General features: G+C 50.6%; 20 protein-coding genes. 12 read left to right on the top strand and 8 right to left on the bottom strand.

The window, feature by feature from the left end:
- The first annotated feature begins 83 nt into the window (after nt 1-83).
- The gene (locus H8K43_RS10695) at nt 84-695 is read left to right on the top strand and encodes a glutathione S-transferase family protein (RefSeq protein ID WP_186903828.1); all 612 of its coding nucleotides are present in this window, start codon (nt 84-86) and stop codon (nt 693-695) included.
- A 57-nt stretch (nt 696-752) separates the two neighbouring features.
- Here the strand turns inward: H8K43_RS10695 and H8K43_RS10690 are convergent, their stop codons facing one another.
- The 6 genes from H8K43_RS10690 to H8K43_RS10665 all read right to left on the bottom strand — a co-directional run bounded on the left by H8K43_RS10690 (nt 753) and on the right by H8K43_RS10665 (nt 9,758).
- The gene (locus H8K43_RS10690) at nt 753-1,139 is read right to left on the bottom strand and encodes a DUF423 domain-containing protein (protein ID WP_222611021.1); all 387 of its coding nucleotides are present in this window, start codon (nt 1,137-1,139) and stop codon (nt 753-755) included.
- Nucleotides 1,140-1,174: 35 nt separating this feature from the next.
- Nucleotides 1,175-2,983 carry an ArnT family glycosyltransferase gene (locus H8K43_RS10685; protein WP_186903827.1) on the bottom strand — a complete coding sequence of 603 codons (1,809 nt, stop codon included), beginning with the start codon at nt 2,981-2,983 and terminating at the stop codon, nt 1,175-1,177.
- Between the two features lie 60 nt (nt 2,984-3,043).
- Nucleotides 3,044-3,436: a GtrA family protein gene (locus H8K43_RS10680; RefSeq protein ID WP_186903826.1), complete on the bottom strand. Its 393-nt coding sequence runs from the start codon at nt 3,434-3,436 to the stop codon at nt 3,044-3,046.
- The gene (locus tag H8K43_RS10675; protein ID WP_186903825.1) at nt 3,433-4,380 is read right to left on the bottom strand and encodes a glycosyltransferase; all 948 of its coding nucleotides are present in this window, start codon (nt 4,378-4,380) and stop codon (nt 3,433-3,435) included. Before H8K43_RS10675 ends, H8K43_RS10680 begins: the two co-directional genes overlap by 4 nt.
- A gap of 73 nt (nt 4,381-4,453) precedes the next feature.
- Entirely contained in the window at nt 4,454-5,923 is a 1,470-nt protein-coding gene (locus tag H8K43_RS10670; RefSeq protein ID WP_222611011.1) for a peptide MFS transporter, read from the bottom strand.
- A gap of 253 nt (nt 5,924-6,176) precedes the next feature.
- Complete coding sequence (locus H8K43_RS10665; RefSeq protein ID WP_186903824.1) at nt 6,177-9,758, bottom strand: indolepyruvate ferredoxin oxidoreductase family protein; 3,582 nt, start codon at nt 9,756-9,758, stop codon at nt 6,177-6,179.
- Nucleotides 9,759-10,068: 310 nt separating this feature from the next.
- Between H8K43_RS10665 and H8K43_RS10660 the strand changes: the two genes are divergently transcribed.
- Nucleotides 10,069-12,384 (top strand): methyl-accepting chemotaxis protein, encoded by a 2,316-nt coding sequence (locus H8K43_RS10660; RefSeq protein WP_186903823.1) that lies wholly within the window; start codon nt 10,069-10,071, stop codon nt 12,382-12,384.
- Between the two features lie 77 nt (nt 12,385-12,461).
- Here the strand turns inward: H8K43_RS10660 and H8K43_RS10655 are convergent, their stop codons facing one another.
- Nucleotides 12,462-12,956, bottom strand: a complete 495-nt coding sequence (locus tag H8K43_RS10655) for a porin family protein (RefSeq protein ID WP_186903822.1) — start codon at nt 12,954-12,956, stop codon at nt 12,462-12,464.
- 211 nt (nt 12,957-13,167) lie between these two features.
- On the opposite strand from H8K43_RS10655, the gene dapF reads away from it, so the two are divergent.
- Genes dapF through H8K43_RS10640 form a run of 3 tightly spaced genes read left to right on the top strand, consistent with a single transcriptional unit; the run spans nt 13,168 to nt 15,670 of the window.
- Nucleotides 13,168-14,019 (top strand): diaminopimelate epimerase, encoded by an 852-nt coding sequence (dapF, locus tag H8K43_RS10650; RefSeq protein WP_186903821.1) that lies wholly within the window; start codon nt 13,168-13,170, stop codon nt 14,017-14,019.
- Nucleotides 14,020-14,065: 46 nt separating this feature from the next.
- The gene (locus tag H8K43_RS10645) at nt 14,066-14,725 is read left to right on the top strand and encodes a DUF484 family protein (RefSeq protein ID WP_186903820.1); all 660 of its coding nucleotides are present in this window, start codon (nt 14,066-14,068) and stop codon (nt 14,723-14,725) included.
- Between the two features lie 6 nt (nt 14,726-14,731).
- Nucleotides 14,732-15,670, top strand: a complete 939-nt coding sequence (locus H8K43_RS10640; RefSeq protein ID WP_186903819.1) for a tyrosine recombinase XerC — start codon at nt 14,732-14,734, stop codon at nt 15,668-15,670.
- A gap of 108 nt (nt 15,671-15,778) precedes the next feature.
- On the opposite strand, the gene H8K43_RS10635 is transcribed toward H8K43_RS10640, so the two are convergent.
- The gene (locus tag H8K43_RS10635; protein WP_186903818.1) at nt 15,779-17,746 is read right to left on the bottom strand and encodes a PhoX family protein; all 1,968 of its coding nucleotides are present in this window, start codon (nt 17,744-17,746) and stop codon (nt 15,779-15,781) included.
- Nucleotides 17,747-17,999: 253 nt separating this feature from the next.
- On the opposite strand from H8K43_RS10635, the gene H8K43_RS10630 reads away from it, so the two are divergent.
- From H8K43_RS10630 to hslV, 7 genes are all read left to right on the top strand, one after another.
- A complete protein-coding gene (locus H8K43_RS10630) occupies nt 18,000-18,467 on the top strand; it encodes a Fur family transcriptional regulator (RefSeq protein ID WP_186903817.1) in 468 nt (155 codons plus the stop codon).
- A gap of 47 nt (nt 18,468-18,514) precedes the next feature.
- Nucleotides 18,515-19,597, top strand: a complete 1,083-nt coding sequence (locus H8K43_RS10625) for a CobW family GTP-binding protein (protein WP_186903816.1) — start codon at nt 18,515-18,517, stop codon at nt 19,595-19,597.
- 207 nt (nt 19,598-19,804) lie between these two features.
- Entirely contained in the window at nt 19,805-20,209 is a 405-nt protein-coding gene (gene dksA, locus H8K43_RS10620; protein ID WP_162019428.1) for an RNA polymerase-binding protein DksA, read from the top strand.
- Between the two features lie 214 nt (nt 20,210-20,423).
- Nucleotides 20,424-20,819 carry a hypothetical protein gene (locus H8K43_RS10615; RefSeq protein ID WP_186903815.1) on the top strand — a complete coding sequence of 132 codons (396 nt, stop codon included), beginning with the start codon at nt 20,424-20,426 and terminating at the stop codon, nt 20,817-20,819.
- 91 nt (nt 20,820-20,910) lie between these two features.
- Nucleotides 20,911-22,902: a TonB-dependent receptor gene (locus H8K43_RS10610; RefSeq protein ID WP_186903814.1), complete on the top strand. Its 1,992-nt coding sequence runs from the start codon at nt 20,911-20,913 to the stop codon at nt 22,900-22,902.
- A gap of 284 nt (nt 22,903-23,186) precedes the next feature.
- The gene (locus tag H8K43_RS10605; RefSeq protein WP_186903813.1) at nt 23,187-24,638 is read left to right on the top strand and encodes an STAS domain-containing protein; all 1,452 of its coding nucleotides are present in this window, start codon (nt 23,187-23,189) and stop codon (nt 24,636-24,638) included.
- A 193-nt stretch (nt 24,639-24,831) separates the two neighbouring features.
- Nucleotides 24,832-25,368 (top strand): ATP-dependent protease subunit HslV, encoded by a 537-nt coding sequence (hslV, locus tag H8K43_RS10600; protein WP_162019096.1) that lies wholly within the window; start codon nt 24,832-24,834, stop codon nt 25,366-25,368.
- The last annotated feature ends 36 nt before the right edge of the window (nt 25,369-25,404 follow it).

Genomic DNA, 25,404 nt, shown 5'->3' with positions numbered 1-25,404 from the left:
AAAGACGAAATGTTTTCCACTCAGCAAGCATTGCGCTTTATGGGCATAATACAAATCCTGCCTGACAGAACCGGAGACCATCCATGATAGAAGTCCATCACCTGAAACAATCCCGCTCACGCCGCATTACCTGGATGCTGGAAGAACTGGGCCTGGATTACCTTGTCATCAGCTATGACCGTGATCCGACAACCCGGCTGGCACCGCCTGAACTGAAGCAGATACATCCACTCGGCAAAGCGCCAGTGCTGGCAGATCAAGGGCTGGTACTGATTGAATCCGGTGCGATACTGGAATACCTGATCAACACTTATGGACGCGCCCAGTTTGCACCACCAGCCGGTACCCCGGATTACTATCGCTATCTGCAATTCATGCACTATGCGGAAGGCTCCGCCATGCTGCCACTGCTGCTCAACCTGTATGTAGGTCGTCTGGGTGAAGCCGGCACCCCTTTACATCCGCGCATACACAGCGAAATCGCGAATCACTTCGGTTATTTGAATGCGGAACTGCAAGGGCGTGATTTCTTTGTCGGCGATCATCTGACCGGCGCCGACATCCAATTGTCTTTTGCCATCCAATCCATCGTACGTACCGTGGGTAAGGACAAATTCCCTAACCTGACCCGCTTCACAGAACTGATCGAGGCCAGACCTGCCTATCAGCGTGCAGTGGCGAAGAACGGCGAGTAAACGCCATCCCGGCAAATATCTGATACCTACATAAAAAAACCGGCCAGGCCGGTTTTTTTATTCCTTTGCAGGGTGCTGCCAGGCGCTGATTGCCAGCAGCAACCAACCCGCCAGAAAAGCCACCCCGCCCAGCGGCGTGACCGCACCCAGCCAGCGTATGCCGCTCAGCGCCAGCACATACAGACTGCCGCTGAACAGGAATATGCCAACGGCGAAGGCGGTCGCTACCCACGCCAGCCTTTTTGCCTGCGGCCATTGCTGCATCAGTATGCCAACTGCCAGCAAACCCAGCCCATGCACCATCTGATACTGCACTGCGGTCTGCCAGATAGCCAACATCTCTGCGCTTAAGACAGCTTTCAGGCCATGTGCACCAAACGCACCTGCTGCAACCGCGATCAGCATAGTCAATGCAGCGAGGAAAACAACTTTCTCTACTTTCAACATCATTGTTCCGATCAATACAAGGCCAATTGAGGTTAATTACATAGTCCGGGCGCAGCCGGATTGGCTGTATATAAATCGGCCTCAGGCGTGCTATAGGTGAGATGAAAAAAATCTGCAAAATCAGGCCTCGCTAATAAGCTGTCAGAAACTGCCTGAACCGGATAACCGCGACGCTTTGCAATTTCTCTTTGATGTCCGGCAAAAAGTAAAGAATTTGCCCCGACAGACCTTAATTTGCAAACTAAGGAGGCGGTGGATAGGTCTGTGAAATTCTTCGCCCTGCCCGGACCAAACACATCACCAATAGCAGACGTGGGCAAATAATAGACGTCCGACGTAAAATCAAAATGCACAATTCTTATTTCGGGATGTTGCTGCAAAAACTGTCCGACATCATAAGACCGCACCTGAGTCCTTAAGTAGGTTGCCTTTGCTTCAACATCTGTATGCATTTTTTTCAAATTCTCAGGAAACGACTTAACCAGCGCCAAGCTGAGCAGACAAGACATTAATATGCCCAGGACATTTACAGCAAAGCGCGCAGGTTTCTCATATTTTTTGTCGCCAATCACGAACTGATAGCAGTGCGCCAGGGAGTAAGCCGATAAGATCGCAACCATGGGCTCTACAGGCATGAAGTATCTTGAGTAATGAGAGCTGACTAGCCAGGTAATGAAGCCGTACAAAGAAAAAATGATTGCTCCAGACAACCATGGATTTTCCCGCTTGCGATACCACACATACAAACTCAATATCGCTGGGACAAATAACAAACTAGGCCAGTCCTTGTGGGTTTGTATATCGGCAAATTGCGCAGCCATATCTGCCGCGTTCCAGTCTGCCGCACCAAAAAATTTTGGCAGCATGGGCGCTACCGGATTACCGGTCAACAGATAGTTTCGTAAGTACCAAAATGCTGAAGGCAGACACACAACGACTACACAAAGAGCGATCCACTTGGGACGACGCTCTTTGATTAAGGTAGTGAGCAGTAACAAAGGAGCGAAAATCAAGGCCTGATATTTAATCCCGGCTGCAACACCAAAACAAAATACAGCATTCAGCAACAGTGTATTATCCGAGAATTTCCACCAGAAAATAAAAAGTGCAGCCGCATAAAAAATGAAGAGAGTCACTCCCAAATCGATAGTTGCTGTCCCGAACTGATTGAAGTTAAGAATTGCAAATATAAATGCCGCGAGTAAGCCGACTTCTTGCTTAGCCCAGGCACGCCCCAGGGCGATCAGTCCGAACAGTACCAGCCATCCGGCTGCAGCATGAATCAGATGTGGAAGAACTTCATTATTTGCCGCCAGGCCTAACGCATACAACAAGTTAAAATTATAGGGAAAATACGGGTAGCGTAACCATGGATTGATACCCACCTGCCCATCATTCAACCAATGTTTCACATGTGGCAAGTGATACATCACTTCATCAAATGATAAAGGTAGCTGCAATGGCCTAAGAATCAATTCCAAGCTGACAAGAAGTAAGATCAGCTTAAGTGTCCAGTGCACATCTTTGAACGAATGCCGATACAGTTTTGCCAGATTCCCGAATTCGCTACAGATACCCTTGTATTGAACCATTGCAATACAAAATGTTATTGCGCAAAAACCTGCAATATACAGAGGCTGAAATAAGCGACACATCCCCAGTAACTGCAAGCCCAGAATATGCATACCTATTCCCAAAACGACTGCTGATAACAATCGGAAATCGTAGGGCAGGCATGTTATGTCTTTATGAAAAGTCAGGATTTTCCGACCCAGACCATAACAGCTGAACAAGAAAAGAAATACTAAAAAATAACTGATAATGTAATAAATGATTTGCATGTATACCACACAGAGGTATCTTAAATAAGCAAGATGAGGAAGCGGCCAATTTTTGCCGGACTATTTTTTGTGCACAAACAATACGTACTTTAATGCCGCATAATTACATAGCATGCCTGCTATGCTGCCAGCAGCGACCGCGAGGACAGGATACGTCCTGCAACTCAGAAAATTTATGATGAATATCGTATATACAAAATAATTGACCAGCCCCCCTGTCATCGCCAAAGAGAAATAGTGCAGGTATTCTCTGAACAGACTTTTTTCAGATTTAAAATTGTGGAATGTCAGGTAACGATTGAAAATCCAGGTCACAGAGACAGCCAGAAAAAAAGAACAGGCTCTTCCGCCGAAATAGCCTAACGGCCCTTTAAGCAGCATCAAGAAGCCTGCGTCGACCAAAAATCCAATTACTCCGGTAAAGGCAAACCGGGCAAATTGAGAAGAAATCATTTGTTTTTTTCACTCTGATATCTGGGAATCGACAAGTAAGCCAGTCTTTTGACCTCATGTCTCCCTCTGGTTACTGTGTCCAGTATTAAGCCGCATGTCATTGATAAAAATGCCGTCAATATCAATCCCAGACTCAGTATTGCTGTTGGCAATCGTGGCACCAGGCCCGTCATTAAATACTGCTCCAATACCGGAAAAAACAACACACATCCTGTCAGCATCAATAAAAATGCCAGTATTCCAAAAAAACCTATTGGTCGTTCCGTCATGTAAAAACGTATGATGGTCTTCAAAATACGGAAGCCATCTTTGAACGTAGACAACTTACTTTCCGACCCTTCAGGACGGGAACCGTACTGAGTCAGTATCTCTCCGTAAGGCATACGAAGTTCCAAGGCATGAATGGTGAGTTCCGTTTCTATTTCAAATCCGCGGGTTAAGGCTGGAAAGGATTTTACAAAACGACGTGAAAATGCACGGTAACCCGATAGCATATCGGTAAACTTTCCACCAAAAATGTGAGATACAGCGGAGGTTAACATCCTGTTTCCCCAACGATGTCCGCGCCTGTAATTAGCCGCTTCGCCATGGTCAACCCTGCAACCGACAACCATATCCAGATCCTGCTGTATTAATTCCTGAATCAGCTTTTTGACCGCTCCTGCATCATAGGTTGCATCTCCATCCACCATGACGTATACATCGGCCTCAACATCCGCAAACATACGTCTGACCACATTGCCTTTTCCCTGATAGGGTGCCAGGATAACCTTAGCTCCGGCTTCAATAGCAACCTTTGCCGTTTGATCGGTTGAGTTATTATCAAAAACATAAATCATCGCATCCGGCACTGCCAAACGAAAATCTGCTATCACTTTAGGGATCGCAACCTCCTCGTTGTAGCAAGGAATCAAAATCGCTACACGTGGCTCACATTGTTTCATCGTTAATCCATTTTAAAAATCAAACTTTTCAGGAGACAAGCTCCCCATACTTTAGAGATGTCCCTTTATAGCTTCAGTTTGTCCGCACTTCATGAGCGCTGATCAACTTACGCAGGAAAGGAATCACCACCACCATCAGTACGCCAACGCCGACACTGCCCCAGCCCAGCATAGAGAAGATATGGTGGTAAGTCGGATTGGTCGCCACCGCCATGCCTTCGCCAGCTTCAGGGATCAGACCGGAGAAATAACTGGCCAGTATCGACGCGGTACCGGTAGTCAGCATCCAGGTTCCCATCATCACGCCCTGATAACGGGCTGGTGCGAGCTTACCTATCATGGCGTAACCAACAGGGGAAATCAGTAACTCGGCGACACTTTGTAACAGGTAGCTGATGAAGATCCATTTGAAAGCGACCATACCGTTTTGGGCGGCAAACGTAATCCCCAGCGGTAACACCAGAAAGCCTATGCCGATCAGGATCAGTGAAGTCGAGAACTGTGCAGGCACATCCACATTCCAGCCTTTTTTCCTCAGCGACTGAAACAACATCGCCATCAGTGGACCACCAACCATGATCACAAAGCTGTTGATATTCTGTATCCATTGCGGTGCGACTTCGACACCCCACACCATGCGGTCCACATTGTTGACGGCGAACAGCTGCAAGCCCATCGGTGCCATCTGATACAAAGTCCAGAATACCAGCGAACCCAGCGTCAGCAACAGGTAGGCAATCATATTGCGCTGTTCACGCTGGTCTTCATGCTTCGCTGTCAGGAACACCAGGATCAGGCCTATCATAATGCTGATGATCAGCACCAGATTACCGGTCAGCTCCGCTTTGTGCAGCATGAAATAAATCACCGGCACCAGACCAACCAACACGGCCAGGCCGACCAGCAAACGTTTATTGAACTCTTCTTTTCCTGCTTCCAGCAAAGGCGTATTCAAGTCTTTCAGGCGCCGCCAGTTAGCCAGTGCCAGCACGATCGCCATGAAATTGCCTATGGTCGCAAAAATAAACAGGCCTGAATAATTTTCCTGCAACTGGAAATGACCAGCTGCGGTAAAGCCGACAAAAAAGCCCAGATTCATGCCCGCATAATTCCACAAAAACGCGCTTTCACGTCGGTCGTCCTCAGGCTTGAAGCGCTGTGTGAGCATCATATTGATACAAGTCACATTCAGGCCACTGCCGGTCAGAAATAAGCCCAGCCCCCAATACAACTGCTCCGCACTACCGAGGGAAATGCAGCCACAGCCCAACACCTGCAACAACATGCCACCGACAAACAGATTGCGATTACTGATGAAGCGTCCCCCCAGATAACCGCCAAACAAGTGCAAGCCATAATTGAAGGCGCCAAACACGCCCATGATGGCAGTTGCGTCCTTCACGCTGAAACTGAGTTTTTTGGTCGCATATAAGACCAGCGTCGAATACAGAACGGCGAAACCCAGCGTTGCGAAAATCTGAATAAAAAATAAGGCTGCCGAACCTTCCGGTATCGATGCTTGTTTAAATTTGGCGATAGACAAGTTGGTCTCCTGAAAATGTCTTTGCGTACGCGTGTCAGCCCGCGCTATAGCTGCGCAGCATTGTAAAGCACTGCGGCGGCCATGCGTATTCAGACAGTGTGGTTTTTATACTTATTATTTCCAGCCTGATCATGCCAGCCTGGACGAAAAAAAGGTCAGCATGGCTGACCTTTTGAAGTTAAATTATTTTGATGCTTAACACAGATACTGTTGCACGCGCGTCCGGGACTGCACATCCCGGACGCCCTAAGCATCAGGCTGCGCGCTGTTGCTGTCCAGCGCTGTGAAACTCAGCCAGCAAGCCCGCTTCTTTGTTTTTCGCCGCTGCCAGATGACGTTCCTTCACGTGACCATAACCACGGATATCTTCCGGTATCGCAGCAATCGCCACAGCTTTGGCCAGATTATCTGCATTCAGCAAAGGCAGTAACTGCATGATGGTTTGACGGTACGCGACTGGCAACTCGCGCTCTGTGCGACGCTCTTCGGTATAGCCAAACACATCCAGCTTAGTACCGCGCAAAGACTTCATCGTTGCCAGAAGACCGAACATTTTCATCATCCAGGGGCCATATTGTTTCTTGAGCAGATTACCCTTGGCATCGCGCTTGGCAAACATCGGTGGCGCCAGATGGAAATTCAACTGGTAATCACCTTCAAACATATCGGCCACTTTTTTCTGAAACTTACCATCGGTGTACAGACGTGCGACTTCATATTCATCTTTGTACGCCATCAGTTTGAACAGATATTTCGCCACGGCTTCCGTCAGACGTAATGGTGCACCTGCCACGACTTTTTCTTCCGCCGCTTTGACCTGCTCAACAAAGTTTTTGTACATTGCTGCGTAGTCGGCATTCTGATAATCAGTCAGGAAGGCCAGGCGTTTTTCTATGACTTCATTCAGCGTAGGCTGACGTTTGATTTCCACCACTTGCGTCGGTGTCGCCAGACGTTTGACAGCCGCCAGATCATGCGCTGCCAGACGTCCCCAGTTGAATGCCTGTTTATTGAAGTCGATAGAAACGCCATTGAGTTCGATGGCACGCATCAGCGCGACTTCTTCCAGCGGTACCCAGCCTTTTTGCCAGGCATAACCAAGGATGAACATATTGGTCGCGATGTTATCGCCCATCAAGGCCGTCGCAATCGAGGCTGCATCAATCAGATCCACGCGATCAGCACCGCAGGCTTTGCGGATATCGTTTTCTGCCGATTCACCCGGGAACTGCCAGTTAGGATTTTTAATGAAGGTCGAGGTCGGCGTGCCATTCGCATTGATGGCGGCGAAAGTACGGCCCTCACCCATACGTGACAAGGCATCTTTGCCAGCTGTCACGATCAGATCGCAACCGATAACCAGATCCGCCATGCCAGTACCAACCCGGGTCGACTGAATATCGCTGGCTTTATCTGCCAGACGCACATGGGACATCACCGCGCCACCCTTTTGCGCCAAACCTGTCATGTCCAGCACGGAGCAGGCTTTACCTTGCAAATGCGCAGCCATCGCCATGATCTGACCAATTGTGATCACACCGGTACCACCCACGCCAGTCACCAATACCCCAAACGGCGTGGCTGTCGATGGCAGTGACGGATATGGCAAGGTTTTCACATCGAGCGCATTGCCAGCTTCAATTTTCAGCTTGGCTGGCTTTTTCAGCTTGCCGCCTTCCACCGTAACAAAGCTAGGGCAAAAACCATTCACGCAAGAGAAATCCTTGTTACAGGAAGACTGATTGATCTGGCGCTTACGGCCAAATTCGGTCTCCAGCGGCTCGACTGACAAGCAGTTAGACTGTACTGAGCAATCGCCGCAGCCTTCGCATACGGCTTCATTGATGACGGCACGTTTGGCCGGGTCAGGAAAACCAGGCTTGCCATCTTTGTCGATTTTTTTGCGGCGGCGGCGTTTTTCGGAAGCGCAGGTCTGATCGTAAATCATGGCCGACACGCCCTTGCATTCACGCAGTTCGCGCTGTACCGCATCGAGTTCTGAACGGTGACGTACCGTCACACCGGCCGCCCAAGGATAACCCGCCGGATATTTTTCCGGTTCGTCGGTGACCACGATAATCGGGTTCACACCTTCAGCAGCGATCTGACGCGAGATCATGCCTGGGTCCAGTGGGCCATCGAATTCCTGGCCACCTGTCATGGCGACTGCATCATTGAACAGGATTTTATAGGTGATGTTGACTTCGCCGGATACCGCAGCGCGGATCGCCAGCAAACCGGAGTGATAGTAAGTTCCGTCACCCAGATTACAGAACACGTGCTTTTCATTGGTGAACGGCGCCGCACCGACCCAGGTCACACCTTCGCCGCCCATGTGGGTGAAGGTGGAGGTTTCCCTGTCCATCCAGGTCACCATGTAATGGCAACCGATACCAGCCAGCGCGCGGCTGCCTTCCGGTACACGGGTCGAGGTATTGTGCGGACAACCGGAACAGAAATGAGGTACGCGATCCTTCATAGGATCAGGCTTACCAACATTCGCCAGCGCCGCTTCTTTGGCTTCCAGGAAGGCAACGCGCTTCTTAACGCTTTGTTCAACCGGATGACCGGCGAAATAGCGGGTGACGCGCGAAGCAATCGCACGCGCAATCTGAGCCGGGCTCAGTTCATAGGTCGCTGGCAGCAGCCATTCGCCATGGCCGGAACCATGCAGATTGCTCCATTCACCGCTGTCATCAAATTTGCCGACTACGCGTGGACGGACTTCATCGGCCCAGTTATACAATTCTTCTTTGAGCGCATACTCCAAAATCTGTCGTTTTTCTTCGACCACCAGAATTTCTTCCAGGCCCTGAGCAAATTCACGCACACCTTCCGACTCCAGCGGCCAGGTCATGCCTATCTTATACAGACGGATGCCTATGTCTTTGGCGATTTGCTCATCGATGCCCAGATCTGCCAGCGCTTCGCGGGTGTCGAGATAAGATTTACCGGCCGTGATAATACCGATCTTGGCATGCGGGCTGTCCCAAATAATCTGGTTCAGTTTATTGGCGCGCGCATAGGCCAGCGCGGCATACCATTTATAGTTATTCATGCGGACTTCCTGTGCCAGCACAGGGTCCGGGGTACGGATATTGACGCCGTCAGCAGGTAATACAAAATCTTCAGGAATCACAGGCTGTACGCGGTCAGGATTGATTTCCACCACAGAGCCGGATTCCACGATGTCGGTCACGCATTTCATCGAGACCCACAAGCCTGTATAGCGCGATAAAGCGATACCATGCAGACCGTAGTCCAGGTATTCCTGTACGGTAGACGGATATAACACCGGTATGCCGCAGGCTTTCAAAATATGCTCAGACTGATGCGCTGCAGTCGAGGATTTAGCAGCATGGTCATCGCCCGCCACCACCAATACGCCACCATGTTTGGACGTGCCCGCCAGATTCGCATGTTTGAACACGTCACCACAGCGGTCAACCCCTGGGCCCTTACCGTACCACATCGCAAATACGCCATCGTATTTCGCGTCGGGGAACATATTGACCTGCTGCGTACCCCAGACTGAAGTAGCGGCCAGATCTTCATTCACACCAGGGTGAAATTTGACGTGATATTTGCCTAAATGTTTTTTCGCTTTGGCTGCGGTCAGATCGACATTTCCTAGCGGTGAACCGCGATAACCACTGATAAAGCCAGCGGTATTCAAACCCGCTTTTTCATCCGCCTGACGTTGCAACATCATCAGGCGTATCAAGGCCTGCGTGCCCGTCATGAACGCGTGTCCGCGCTCCAGCGTGTATTTGTCGTCCAGGGAAATAGAATTGTCGATCAGCGCCTGCTGCTCGGCTTGGTGGGGTGCGTTCATGGGGTCTCCGTGCTTTTATATATTTAGTGGCGAATGGTCTTCGCCCTGCTGCAGAATCACCTTGTGGGTGCATCATATCCTGTTCAGTCCGCGCGCACATTAACATGCTGTTTCAGCCATCCCCATGTACAGGTACCCAGAAAATGACCAGTACAGTATGACTGACACTCTATGAAAGTGTACTGGTCTTGCAGCATGGATCAACTGCTTAAATTTCAGGCATGTTGTTTTTTGTCACTATGCGCCTTTCCACATTGAAATATGTAACAATTAGCAACCCGCGCTACTCTGTACACAACAGGAGGATTTGATGTCCACGCTGTTACGTCGTCTGCTCGCACCCGCAGTTGCCCTGATGAGCCATCTCAGTCTGCGCGTGAAATTATTGGGCATGTTCGCCATTCTGATCATTCCCATATTCGGTCTCAGTCTGTTCATACTGGGCAAAATCAATGCCGAACTCAGTGTGGCAGAAAACGAACACATGGGCGTCGCAGTGAGCCGTCATATCATGACGCTGGTGATACAAACCCAGAAGCACCGTGGTCTGGTGAATTTGAAATTCGCAGCTGAACCGGTCGATGATGCGCTGAGTGCCACCCGCTCGCAACTCTCTGCCAGCCTGAAATCCATCAGTCAGGATGTCAGTCAGCATCCGGATTGGAGTCTGGATAAAGACTGGGCCGCATTGCACACTGAACTGACCCAGCTCGCCAACGGCCAGATCGCCGCAACTGCTGCTGACAGCATCCGTCAACACAATGCCTTAGTCAGCCGTATTCTGGAATTTTCCACCCTGGTCGCTGAGCAAAGCGGTTTGCTGCTTGATCCTGCAGCCAATACCTATTTTCTGATGGATGCGACGATCTTAAAAATCCCGGTCTGGACCGAGCATCTGGCCTTGCTGCGTGGCTTGGGTGCAGGCTATATCCGCTCCGGTAAAATGGAATTCGTCGATAAAGCAGCTACCTATTCGCGAATCGACGCGTTGCGCGCAGCGATGAAGGCACTGGCCAGCCTCGACGGGCCGCTACAACGTGCTGGCGAGACTATTCTGGAAAATCGCAAAGACGCATTTGAAGCAAGTGAAACCTATATTGCATTGGCAACCAAATCACTGCTTGCAGAAGAGGTAAATGGTGATGCCAAGGCTTACTTTGCACAAGGTACTAAAACCATAGAACTGGCATTGGCACTACAGGAAAAGCTGGAAGACAGGCTGACTGGCTTACTCAGCGAGCGCGTCAGCGATTTGCAATTCAGCCGCAATACTATCGTGATCACAACTACGCTCAGTTTTATCGCGGCGATCTACGCACTGATGGCATTTTATAGCGGCTTTATGTCGGCATTACGATCACTCAATATCTCGGCGCAGGCAGTGGCAACGGGCGACCTGACCCAACGCATACATATCAATGGCAAAGATGAACTGGCGCTGACTGGCGGCAATTTAGAAAGCATGAATGATCAGTTATCGACACTGGTAGCCAATGTGCGTAGTAACTCCTGCATGGTTTCGCAACTCGGCGAAGACCTCGCTTCCGGTATCAGCGAATTATCTGCACGCACAGAGCAGCAGGCGTCCAGTCTGGAACAGACATCTGCCAGCGTGGAAGATCTGGCAGATACCGTACGCAAAAATGCCGACAGCGCGACCGCAGTCGACCATTTAGCCTCAAAAGTGCAGGCTATTGCAGAGTCCAGCGGCAGCACCATGCAGGAAGCGGTGCTGTCTATGCAAGGCATACAGAGCAGTGCATTGAAAGTACAGGATATCATCAGCATCATTGATGGCATCGCGTTCCAGACCAACATCCTTGCGCTCAATGCAGCTGTTGAGGCCGCCAGAGCCGGTGAACAGGGACGCGGTTTTGCTGTGGTCGCCTCAGAGGTACGCGGCCTGGCGCAACGCAGTGCAGATTCCTCGCGTCAGATCCGGCAGCTGATAGAAGAATCTGTTCATCAGGTTAAACAGGGCGTGGCACAAATCAATCAGGTCAATCAAACTCTGACCGATATCGTGACCGGTATCCGCGAACTGGCCAGTAATATCAATGTAATCTCGGTCGCTTCTGTCGAGCAGAGTAATGGGCTGGCACAGATTTCAGAAGCCTTACATCATCTGGACGAAATCACACAAAGCAATGGCCAGATGGCAGATCATGCCAAGTTTAATGCAATGGAGCTGGAAGAGCGGGCTGGCTTGCTGGCCAGGTCGGTATCCACCTTTACCCTGCGTCAGGGCACCGCTGATGAAGCATTGCAAATGGTGAAAATTGCGGTTGCCTTATATCGTGACAAATCCCAGACAGCCTTGTCACTGATAACCGCCAACCAGCAACGGCAGTTTGCCGATCGCGATATGTATGTGTTTGCGTTTGACCGCCAGGGTCAGTACCGCGCCTTTGGTGGCAACGCTGAAAAACTGAAGGTCAATTTATTCAATGTCCCCGGACTGAACGGGCGCCAGCTGGTACAGGATGCGTTTGCCTTGCCCGCCAAAGGCGGCTGGGTGGATTACAGCATCATCAATCCTCTGACTCAGAAAGTCGAGCACAAAACTTCTTACATCGAGCGGGTAAGCGAAGATCTGGTCATTGGCTGCGGTGTATATAAACACTGAACAGGATAGAGCAAAAAAAACGGCTACTGAAGTACAGTAGCCGTTTTTTGACCAAACCCAGACTGAAGAACTGGCTCTTAGAACGAGTAAGTTACGCCAGCGCTGAAGTTTTTGGTGTCGCTAGCTGGCTTTTGGAATTCCAGACGTGCACCGATGTTCGCTGTGAACTGGTACTGAACGCCAACGCCAACAAATGTACCGTTTTGGGAACCCGAACCAGAGCTGCCACGATAAGACGCATTGGCTTTCAATTGGTTGTAACCCAGGCGGCCAATTACCTGGAATTCTTTGCTCACTGGCACGATACCCAGAACGGATACTGCGGTCTGTGTTCCGTCTACGGATACAGGACCGATATCTGTTTTGAACAATTGACGGTAAGCCAATTCAACAGCAACATTCTCGTTGAATTTATAACCACCGAATGCACCATAGCTAACTTTGTTGTCAACCAAACCGTCAACTTTAGTGGAACCGATATCCGAACCAACGTAAAAAGCATTAGCTGTCTGTGCCTGTGCGGAAATAGACAAAACAGCGATAGCTGCAGCGATACTCAATTTTTTCAACATTTTTTACCCTAACAATTATTAACAAAACAATCACATAAAAATGACAGGCGTCGATTCTACAGCTAAAGCATAAAAAAAGTCACAATTTTAAACAATTATACGTTGTTTTATTTACACACTCATGCAGCTTGTTCCGGATCCCTGAATTGACGGGCTGGAAAATGCATGAGCGTCTCCCGTTGAGTACAGTTTCACGGGATATAATGAAGGCATGAAACTCAAATTCACGAAAATGCATGGCGCAGGCAACGACTTTGTCGTCATTGACGCCATCAACCAGAACATACCGCTGAGCACAGAACTATGCCGGCATATTGGTGATCGCCGTTTTGGCATCGGTGCTGACCAAATCCTGGTGGTCGAGGCCAGCTCCACGCCTGACGTCGATTTTCGCTATCGTATATTTAATGCCGATGGCGGAGAAGTTGAGCAATGCGGTAACGGCTCGCGCGCTTTTGTACGCTTTGTCACAGACAAGAAACTGACTGACAAATCCAGCATACGTGTAGAAACCATGTCCGGTGTGATAGAACCACGCCTGGAAGCCGATGGCAGCATCACCGTGGATATGGGTGCACCTGTACTTGAGCCAGCCAGGGTCCCGGCTGATGTCAATGGCTTAGTTGCCACGCCACAGGGTGATGATCTGTTATGGCCAATGCAGATACACGGCAAGACCACGCTGTTCTCGCTGGTGTCGATGGGAAATCCCCATGCAGTGCAGGTGGTGGACGATATAGACAATGCGCCGGTCAGTCAGGATGGTCCGCTAATCGAAAACCATGAACGCTTCCCGAAACGTATCAATGCCGGTTTCATGCAAATCATGAACCACCATCATATCCGGCTGCGCGTATTTGAACGTGGTGCAGGTGAAACCCTGGCCTGTGGCACCGGTGCCTGTGCTGCGGTGGTTGCTGGCATCCGGCGCGGCCTGCTGGATAGCCCGGTCCGGGTCTCGGCACGTGGTGGTGAACTGTCGATCGCCTGGGCCGGACCTGAGCAGCCGGTCATGCTCAGTGGTCCTGCTGTGACCGTATTTGAAGGTGAAATTAATCTGTAAGATGGCAGCGTTTTGCCTGTCGCAACTCTGTGTATAGCTATAGCCCATGAATCCAACTGATATCGCAACCTATCTTATCCAGCATCCGCAATTTTTCGAAGAACATGCTGAATTACTGAGTGCCATCAAACTAACCAGCCCGGTGATGGGTCGTGCCATCTCGTTGCAGGAAAGACAGATGGAAGTGGTGCGTGAAAAATACCGTACGCTGGAATTGAAATTGTCTGATCTGATGCGCAACGCTGAAGAAAATCACGACATCACCAGGAAATTCCAACGCTGGACGCGGGAACTGCTAATGGCGCGTAATGACGTTGATCTGCCGCATATTCTGACCCGTGGCTTGCAGGATATCTTCGATTTGCCGCATGCGACCTTACGTTTGTGGAATGTGGCACCGGAATTTGCCCATACCTGGTTTGCAGAATCCGTCAATGACGATGCACGTCTGTTCGCCAAAGGCTTGCAAGCACCATTTTGCGGCGCGAATCAGGAATTTGAAGCCGCCAACTGGATAGAAAGCGACGCCGCGGTGAAATCCATCGCAATGCTGCCGCTGCGCACGCAGGCCGGTGCCACAGTGTTTGGTTTGCTGGTATTGGGTTCTCCCGATCCGGCACGCTATACCAAAGAAATGGCAACGGATTTCCTGGTGCAGATTGCTGACACCACCAGCGCGGCGCTGGCTTGCCTGATACAGCAGTGATCTGCCATGAGCGAAGCTGAGTCTGCAGCAGATATCTCCGCTTATCTGGATATCCTGCATAGTCAGCGCCGCTTGTCTGCACACACTTTGGACAGTTACGCACTGGATCTGAAGGAATTAGCAGCTCTCGCTCAGCCCCACCCTGTCGCCACACTGACCACCACGCAATTACGCCGCATCACGGCGAAATTGCATGGCACCGGCCTGAATCCGCGCAGCATTGCACGCAAGCTATCGAGCTGGCGTGGTTATTTTCAATGGCTGTGTGAACAGCAGAAAATAACGATCAACCCTCTGCAGGGCCTGCGTGCTCCCAAAAAAAGCGCACCTTTGCCTGAGGCGCTGGGGCCGGATGATGCATCGCGCCTGGTATCACAACAAAGCAAGGATAGTCCCACCGCGTATGCCAATCGTGCCATGTTTGAATTACTGTACTCCAGTGGCTTGCGTGTGTCAGAACTGGTCAGTCTGGATATAGAGGCTGTGCACGAAGGGAATTACCAGTCTGCAGCCTATGTCGATCTGGAGCAAGCCGAAGTACATGTAACCGGTAAGGGGAATAAACAGCGCATCGTACCGGTGGGCAGCCATGCGCTGACAGCGCTGCGTGCATGGATTGCTGTGCGCGGCGCATTGTTAAAAGCCGATCCGCATCCCTTATTCCTGACTGAACGCGGCACCCGCATGTCAGCCCGGCTGGTACAGCTCAGAATCAAGGCGCATGCGCAGTCACTGGATATTCCTGCCAATGTGCATCCGCATATGCTCAGACATTCATTTGCGGCGCACGTGCTTCAATCTTCCGGCGATATCCGCGCAGTTCAGGAAATGCTGGGACACAGCTCACTGGCTGCGACGCAAGTGTATACCGCACTGGACTTTCAGCATTTAGCCAAGGTCTACGATCAGGCACATCCCAGAGCAAAAAAGTCTTCCGACACCTGAATGCAAAAAAAATGGGGAACTTAGTTCCCCATTTTTTAACTTAAATTATCAAATTGAATCCGGAGCCAATATCTCCAACACCGGATTCAAAGCAATACCAAGATTTAATTATTTGTTTAACTTCACACTGCTAATATCTGCAGTCAAATAACCAACCGCTGCGGCAAAGCGGTCTTTGTAGTTAGCACGTACCAAAGGATCCAGCGTAGGCTGTACCACTTTATGGATGCTACCCCAGTCACCCGGATGTTGGAAATTGCTGGTGATGTAAGTCCAGCCATTCAGATCATCGACCACGGACAAGCCAGTTGCTTCCGCACCAGCTGGCATCGACGCAACGCGTGATAAGAGCTTGGTATCAACGTTATAGGCCCACAGGAAGTTATTGACATGATAGCTGCTGTCTTCACCAATAAACAGGGTACGCAGTTTTTCCGAGAATTTCAGATTATCCGGCGCACCGATTTTGTCCGGATTCGCCGTATTACCCAGTGCATCCGCAGTGATGTCTTCACCGATCAGCAAGGTCTTGGTGACTGTAGGTACCCAGTCGCTGTTGATCGCTGCACCTTTCGTGTCCTTTTGAGAACCAGCCAGGGTATGCGCCAGAATACCGCCCGCATTCAAGGCTTTGTCTATGGTCACACCATGCGCTTCATTCCATGCTGCATTGCCACGCACCATAGAGCTTTGCATGTTTTGCAGGGCAGAGTAAGCGATCTTGTCTTTCGCATTAACGGTCGTACCTTCCATCTTAGTGAAAGCCATACTGCCGCCCATCAATGCTGCGTAGCGATGCGTTTCCAGGAAAGCAGCCGCTTTTTCCATGCCAGCTTTCAAACGTACCCATTGTACTTTGCCACTGAAATTGATCTTAGTGAATGTCGCATCTGCCGGATCGGAAGTGCGTACATCCATGATATCCGTTGCCTTGACGGTCTGCGCCAATGCTTCGATTTCCGCACTGGTGGCGGAACCTAATTTGATCCAGCTCAGTGGCGCACCGGCAGCCGTCACATCTAATGAGAATCCGGCACCAACTTTTGCTACGTACAGACTGCCGGAAGACAGGTCTTTTTCCTTGTCAGCCACGAACATAAACAAAGCGCCGTTAGTCGCATCATCACCCATCAGTGCGGTACGGTTATCCGGCATTACCTGTATCAACTCATGCGATATACGGCCCAGGCAGTAGTGCTTCTTGATGGTGCCGGTACCGTCCGGATTAACCGTCACTTCTGGCAAATGTCCGTAATTGTATGGATTGGCCTTAGTCGCGTCACCGTACAGATTGGTACTGTAGGCGCTGAACATGGTGTTGCTGGCGATGGTAAATGCATCCGGCTCATACTCTTCACTCGACAGGTGTGTACCCCAGGGAGACAGGCTGGCACCGCAAGTAATCCACAGTCCATTCACTTTCGATGTATCCACATTGTGATACTTAACCAGGCTCAGCTTACCGGTCGTCTGATCCTGATCCAGTGTCAGTACCGCAATCGGGGAAGGCAATGCACCGTACATATCGGTTTTTCCATCCTGCGCCCAGGTGGTGTACTCAAACTGAACCACGGCAAACACAGCCTTACCTTTAATGCCAGTGACCGTAGGATTAGCAACGCTCAGCAAAGAAGTACCATCTGGCGAATCTGAAAAGAACTGACGTTCTTTACCGGCGACCGTTTTGTCGATAATTGGTTTGTTATTAATATCGTAATAACCGCCCGCCAGCACATTAGCACCGGAAGTGCCTGGTACCATGTCACCGGTCAGGAAGAAAGGCTGGTAAGCGAGTTTGTAAGTCTGTACGGAATTGTCGCTGAACTTGACGTTTAATGCAGACGTCACAGTAGTCGTTGCCATCGCTGCTGCATTCGCCAGACTTGGCGCAGCCATAGGGGCAAACTCAGCGGATGCAAAAGTCGGCACAGGCACCACGGAGCCAGCAGGCAAATCGGTACCGCCGCCACATGCGGTCAGCAAAGAAGATGCAGAGATAGCACCCAATGGAAACAAAGGGGCACCAGCGAGAAATTTTAATGCCTGGCGACGGCCAGCTTTCATTTGATCAGACATGATTCAACCCAAAAAAAGCACTCAAGCGTCAGAACGCGGTTAATAAAGAAATTGTCCGGAAATATGGAAATATGGATATCCGGAACAGGAGAAGTCGCCGCAGAGTATAAGAAGCCAATATGACAAGTTCATGAATTGACAAGGCTGGTTTGATTATTTGGAGTCTGCGCACAGTACATGAGCAGGCTTCAATTTTGCAACTCAATTGCATTTTGAGGCATAATAGACCTCCTCTCTGAATTCGAGCTGTACTATGAAGCACTCACCTCTCCAACTGGCGCAACACCTGCTGGAAACCAGCGGTATCCGCAACACCGATGCCCGGCGCAATGTACTGAGCATGCTGCTGGGTGCCAGCCGCGCCTTGACACATCTGGAAGTACAGGAAGATTTTCCGTCTATGGACAGAGTGACTTTGTACCGCACGCTGGACTGTCTGACCGAGGCGGGTCTGATCCATAAAATTTCTGGCGATGACCGCGTGTTCCGCTACAGCGCCAGCCATGAGGCACAGGTGCAAGGTGCGCCGCAACAGCATCAGCATGGACATTTCAAATGTACCCGTTGTACCCGTGTGTTCTGTCTGACCGGAACCGAGGCGCCACTGGCGGTACAAAAGCAATTACAACATAGCCTGCAAGCCACCCTGGGCAATGGCTTTCAGAGTCACGAAATTGAACTGACGATCAAAGGCTGGTGTGCATCCTGTGCGCAGACCTGATGACCCTATTCCTGAATCATTAAGCAAAAATTAAGCAGAAAGACTGTATGGCACTTATTCCCACTACGATACTGACTGGTTTCCTCGGCGCTGGTAAAACGACCCTGCTCAACCGCATCCTGCAGGAAGAGCATGGCTTGCGCATCGCTGTGATTGAAAATGAATTTGGTCAGGAAAATATCGACAATGAAATTCTGCTGCAAGACAGTAATGAGCAGATCATAGAAATGAACAACGGTTGCATTTGCTGCACTGTGCGTGGCGATCTGATCGTCGCGCTGGCCAGACTGATAGAACAAAAACAGGCAGGCAAGATCGATTTTGATCATGTGGTGATAGAAACCACGGGTCTGGCCAATCCGGGTCCGGTCGCCCAGACTTTTTTTGTTGATGAAGAAGTTGGCATGCATTACATGCTCGATGCGGTCGTCACTGTGGTAGATGCGCGACATGCCATGCAGCAACTTGATGAGCATGAAGAAGCCCAGCGCCAGGTCGGATTCGCCGATAAAATCCTGCTCTCTAAAACGGATCTGGTCGACGCTGACACGGTGTCCGCTTTACGCGCACGGCTGTTGCGCATGAATCCGCGCGCTACCGTCAGCGAAGTCCATTTCGGTCAGGTCGCCATCAAAGAAGTGCTGGATCTTAAGGGCTTTCATTTGAATGCCAAACTGGAGCTGGACCCCGACTTTCTGAAAGCCGAAGAAGCGCACGAACATACGCACGAACATGCGGATTGCAACGAACACTGCAGCCATGAGCATCACCATCATACGCATGAGGCCGGGCATACAAGTAGCGCACATGACCACCATCATAGCCATCACTCAGACGATATTGCAGCCTTCGTATTTACCAGCGAGCGGCCGTTCAACACTGGTCAGCTGGATGAATTTCTGGGCGGCCTGGTGCAAGTTTTTGGCCCGCGTATGCTGCGTTATAAAGGGGTGTTGTATATGCAAAACGCCGACCGCAAAGTCATTTTCCAGGGAGTACATCAAATCATGGGCACAGATGTCGGCATGAAGTGGGCGGAAGGTGAAATTAAGCAAAGCAAAATGGTATTTATTGGCAAAAATCTACCAAAAGAGATATTTATTCAAGGATTGCAGCAGTGTTTGGTATAAACTAACGGGCTACCAATAGCGATTCTTGTCTGGACTGCAAGTGACAGATGCTGCAAAATGCGTCTGCCTGTTTGGTAAGGGGAGGATATTCCTGCTGAAGCAACACTGTGTTCAGCGTGTCCTATGTACTAACCCGTTGTATCGAAAGTAAGCGAAGTGGCAACCAAATCAACTAAATCGACTGCTACAGTCAGCGCCCCCGAAGCTCTGCTCACCGAGGAACAAATCCTCGCGATGGGAGAGCAGGATTATATGAACGCTGCTCAACTGGCATTTTTCAAGGCCCGTTTGCAGCAGCTTGAAAAGGATTTATTGAAGAATGCCGACGAAACGACCGAGCATCTTCGCGAAACCGTGCTTGTTCCCGATCCGGCAGATCGTGCCACGATAGAAGAGGAACACGCGTTAGAGTTGCGTACCCGCGACCGTGAACGCAAGCTGCTGAAAAAAGTTCAGCAAGCCATCGCCAGCATCGATGAAGGTGATTACGGCTGGTGCGAAGAAACCGGTGAACCGATCGGCATTCCGCGTCTGCTGGCACGCCCGACAGCGACCTTGTCACTGGAAGCGCAGCAAAGACGCGAAATGAAACAAAAACTGTACGGCGATTAATCTTAGCGTCATTTTTGACCGGGATAATAAAAAGCGTGTATTCAATACACGCTTTTTTCTGGGCAGATACCGCAACTTTGTTGCATATCTTTCGCAAGTAGCGGAACTTTGACCCAATGCAGGCGTCTCATCCAGGACGCCAGGATTGTATTGATATAAGCGTTTGTTGTTAGCGCTAATAACGGAACCCGACTCTGACTGAATCACACTGAACATGTCTTTACCGCATGCACGTCCCCACCACCAACGCCGCCTGTGGCTGCTTTGGTGTCTGCTGCCCGCATTATTGCTGGCTCAGTGGACGGGCTTGTCGCACCGGCTCGCCCATGCGAACTGGATAGGTGGTAAACCGCAATTACAACTGATCAGCCAGGCGTATTCAGTCTGGAATATCACTGAAAGCCAATCCGATGACAGTCTGCTGCACTCCTGCGCATTGACCGATGCCAGTACCTGCGCCGACTATCTGACTTTCATACCACCGGTTGTGCCGCTGTTAAATGTGCAGCCGCCTGCGCTTGCTCAGCTTGCCAAACCCGATTGGCTGGCACAGTTGCTGCTGGCATTCGCTTCCCGCGCACCACCTGTCACACGAAATACCCTCATCTGAGCTAGCGGGTGGCTGTTGCCACCTCAGGAGCGCGCCTGTCTGCGTACAGCGCCGCGCGCCATCATTTCGTATTCGTGTTTCAGGAAAATCTATGTCTTACCAACTTCGTCTGGCTGCCGCGGCAGTCCTCAGTGCCTTCGCCTGCCCAACTTTTGCAGAAACCATCTCCACTGTTACCGTCACCTCAAATCCTTTGGGTAAGGGCGAGGATATGCAAGTGCTGACACCTGCCAAGGTGCTGGCCGGCCCGGAATTACGCAATAAAATCAGTACTTCTTTGGGCGATACGCTGGGCGGTGAGCTTGGTGTGTCGGCGTCAGGCTTTGGTGCCGGTGCCTCGCGCCCTATCATTCGCGGCCTGGAAGGACCACGCATCAAAATTCTGCAAAACGGCATGGGCGTCGCAGATGTCTCCAGTCTGTCGAATGACCATGCGGTGGCCAGTGAAAGTGCAACCGCCCAGCAAATAGAAATTCTGCGCGGTCCGGCGGCACTACTGTATGGCAGCGGCGCGATAGGCGGCCTGGTGAATGTGATCGACGGACGTATCCCTGCCACCCTGAGCAAACAAGTAAGCGGCGAAGCGGAATTACGCGTCGGCAGCGGGAATCAGGAAAAAAGCGGCTCGTTTGGCCTTGACGGATCCAGTGGTGCGCTGGCCTGGCATATTGATGGCAATGCCCGTCAGACTGATAACTACGCAATTCCCGGCAAGGCAAACCCGGGCAACCCGGATACTGCAAGAGGCAGACTGCCATCCAGTTTTACCCGTGAACACAGCTTGACGCTCGGCGGCTCGTATATTCAGAAATGGGGATATGTCGGCGCTGCAGTGCAAACGCTGAACGATCATTACGGCATTCCGACCGCAGAAAAATCCTTTATCGACATGCGGCAGAACCGCTTGGATCTGGACAGCAAAGTGCTGGCACCTTGGGCAGGTTTTGAGTCACTCAGTATGAAACTGAGTACAACCGATTATCAGCACACGGAAAAAACCGAGCAAGGCATCGCTAACACCAACTTCAAAAACCAGTCCACAGAAGGACGCCTGGTCCTGAATCACCACGCCTGGCAAGGTTGGCAGGGCAGTTGGGGAATGCAATTTGAAACAGTCAAATTCTCTGCCTTATCCGCTGCCACCGGGCGCGCTGATACGGTTCCCGTGACAAAATCGAATTCTGTAGCTGCCTTCGTGGTCGAACAAAAGCAAATCGGCGAAGTCTTGACCAGTGCCGGGCTGCGTCTGGAAAACGTCAAACGCACACCTGAGGCCATCGCCAGCTTGCCGGCGCGTCAGTTTGACCTGTACTCGGCATCATTAGGCGGACTCTGGCAATTCACGCCAGGCTACGCTGCTGGCCTCAGCTACTCGCTGGCCCAACGCGCACCGGCTACCGAAGAGCTGTACTCCAATGGACCGCATGAATCCACAGCGACTTTTGATATTGGCAATCCCAATATGCAAAAAGAAAAATCACGCAATCTGGAATTAAGTCTGCAGAAAACAAACGGCCTGGTACGCTGGAAAATCAATGCTTTCTACAACCAGGTGCAAAATTACGTCTACGGGCACACCGATGGCGTGAAAGTGGATGAAGAAGGCAATCCAGCCGATGACGCTGAATTCAGCCGCCGTTACTGGTCACAAGCGCGCGCTAATATCCATGGCGCAGAAGCTGAACTGAGCTTTAATCAGACGGGTGAAGGCTTTTCTGCGCGTGCATTTGCAGACATGTCACGCGGACGTTTGGAAAATGCCGGCAATCTGCCACTGCAACCAGCGATCCGTACCGGCTTTGATCTCGGCTATCGCGAAGGCGCCTGGCGTGGTTCAGTCAAAGTTTTGCACGCTCAGAAACAGGACAGACTGGCCAGCTTTGAAAATTATGTGACACCCTCCTATACTAAAGTCGATCTGGACCTCAGCTATACCCAGCTCTATTCAGGGGCGCAACTGACCTGGTTTGTGATGGCGAAAAATCTGCTGAATCAGGATATACGCATCTCAACTTCGGTTTTGCGTGACAGCGTGCCTCAGCCAGGGCGCCACTTCATTGCAGGTGTCAGGACCAGCTTTTAAGTGAGGACTACCCAGCTTTTTGTTACGAATTGTAATTCCAGTACATTGCCGTAAACCCTGAAATCGAATTGGGGCGTGAAAAACCGCCCCAATTTGCGGGAAATCAACAGGATTGTCTCCTAACTGCTGTTTATTTCCATAAAACAACTTTTAACTTTAGTTAAAAATCTCTGACAGGCTTGGAGTCTGATTACATTTCACTTCTAAATCAGAATATACTTGAACCTCGGTAAATATTTTGTCGTTTAACAGCTACAGTTCAGCTACAATTTTTCGGGATCAAAGTGGGGATTTTTTCTCTGTTCGGTAAAAAGGGTGGAAAAAAAGATGAGCGCGCCTCAGAGCGCAGTACATCTAAAAAAACCCGCGCTAAAACTGGAAATACTGTGATCACAGGCTTCCAGGATAGTGAACTGTTTACCAATTCCATCATTGCACAACGCCATATTGCACGTGCCACCGAAAGAAAAATTGACGCAATAGAGTTCGAGATGTCACGCGACATCGTGAAAACTCGTCCACCGGTTGCGACTAAAATCGATTTGAACAAGTCTGGCAACGGCACGGTGACTGGTGAGGTAACGCTCACCGCAAATACCCTGCCGATAGAGAAACGCGCCTCCGTCATGGATTTCCAGACGACCCTGCCTATGACGATGCCGTCTGATTATCTGCTCGGCGGGCACACTGAAATTCACGGTAATGCGATTGCCTACAGTGAGTCGGTACCGGTATTGGAAGAGGCCGCCATACTGTTCGCCAATGGCCAGAATGAGGTCGCTGAGCATATGTTGCAGGCAGCGGTCCATCACCAGAATCTCGGCAGTGCGACTGAAATCGGCTGGCAAATGCTGTTCGACCTGTATCGCCTGACCAATAACCAGCACATGTTTGAAAGCCTGTCGCTGGACTATGCCAATAAGTTTGAAACATCGCCACCGCTTTGGCCAGAACTCGGCAGCCCGGCGGACCAGGAAGTCAGCCAGGAGAGCAACGTTGCAACTCCGACCATTCTGTTTCCAGCCAAGCTCGATGCCGGCATTATCAAAGTCATCGAAAAAATTAACACTCAGGGTGTCAGAAGCCAGAGTCTGAAACTGGACTTTGGACGTATCAAAGAAGTCGATCCGGTAGGCTGCGGCCTGTTGTTGCGCTGTTTGAAGAATTTAAAAAAATCCGATCACGACCTGATGCTGGCGGGAGCACAGGATCTGGCGGACCGCATACGCGGTATTTTGCAAGTTGGCCGCCGTGACGAAACCGAAGCACCATGGTTGTTGCTGCTGGAAATACTGCAATTGCTGCACTTTGAACGCGCGTTTGAAGAAGTCAGCATGGATTACTGCGTCACCTTTGAGGTGTCGCCGCCTTCTTTTGAAGCACCAAAAAACAATATTACCAGTGCCTTCCCGGAAATCACGCTAAAGGAAGACCACGAGGAAGAGGCCGCTCGCTCTGACCGCTTCACGATGCCAGCCTTCATACAGGGGAAAATGGATGGCTTGCTCAAAAAAATTGCCGATCAGGCCAATCACACCAATCCTCTGATACTCGATTGCTCGCGCCTGGAACGGGTGGAATTCAGTGCAACGGCCGAATTACTCAATGGTTTGGCACCCATCGCGGGCAAACCTGGTATGTCCATCCAGTTTACCGAGGTGAATTACCTGGTCATGATGCTATTCAACGCCATGGGCCTCAAAAACATCGCCAGCATCAGCTTGCGTAAACATTAATTTCGGCACAATTCCCACTGCCCTTTCTTGCATGTCAGCACAAAGTTGACCGGAATTAGCCCTGCAAACAGCAGATACCTGCCCTACACTTCTTGTAATTCTGCAGTTCCCCCCCATTTTCTAGCAATTCGGAAGTTCGCTTCCTGTGGCATTCCTTGTGTAACGAATGCCTTTCCCCTTTTGAGAGGTTCATATGGAACAATTTCACGGTACCACCATACTGACCGTGCGGCGCGGTAATGTCGTTGCCCTCGGTGGCGACGGACAAGTCACGCTGGGCAATATCGTCATGAAAGGCACGGCGCGTAAAGTACGTAAGCTGTATCACAACAAAGTGCTGGCAGGTTTTGCTGGCGGCACGGCTGATGCATTCACCCTGATAGAACGCTTTGAATCCAAATTGGAAAAACACCAGGGTCACCTGATGCGTGCCTCCGTTGAGCTGGCGAAGGACTGGCGTACCGACCGCATGCTGCGCCGTCTGGAAGCGATGTTGCTGGTAGCAGATAAAGACACGACTCTGGTCATTACCGGTAATGGCGATGTACTGGAACCGAATCAGGGCATAGGCGCGATCGGTTCCGGTGGCAGTTTCGCCCAATCGGCTGCGATTGCCTTGTTCGAAAATACCGATTTATCACCGGTAGACATCGTCAAGAAATCACTGACGATTGCCGGTGAACTGTGCATTTATACCAATTTGTCGCACACCATAGAAACCTTGGAATAATCCTCGCCTGCAACGTAACGCAGGCTGACAGAGAAG

Source organism: Cognatundibacterium curvum, from assembly GCF_014284235.1.
Classification (GTDB): Bacteria; Pseudomonadota; Gammaproteobacteria; order Burkholderiales; family Burkholderiaceae_D; genus Undibacterium; species Undibacterium curvum.
Note: the sequence above shows the minus strand (reverse complement) of the source record. Positions and strands in the feature narration are given on the sequence as shown.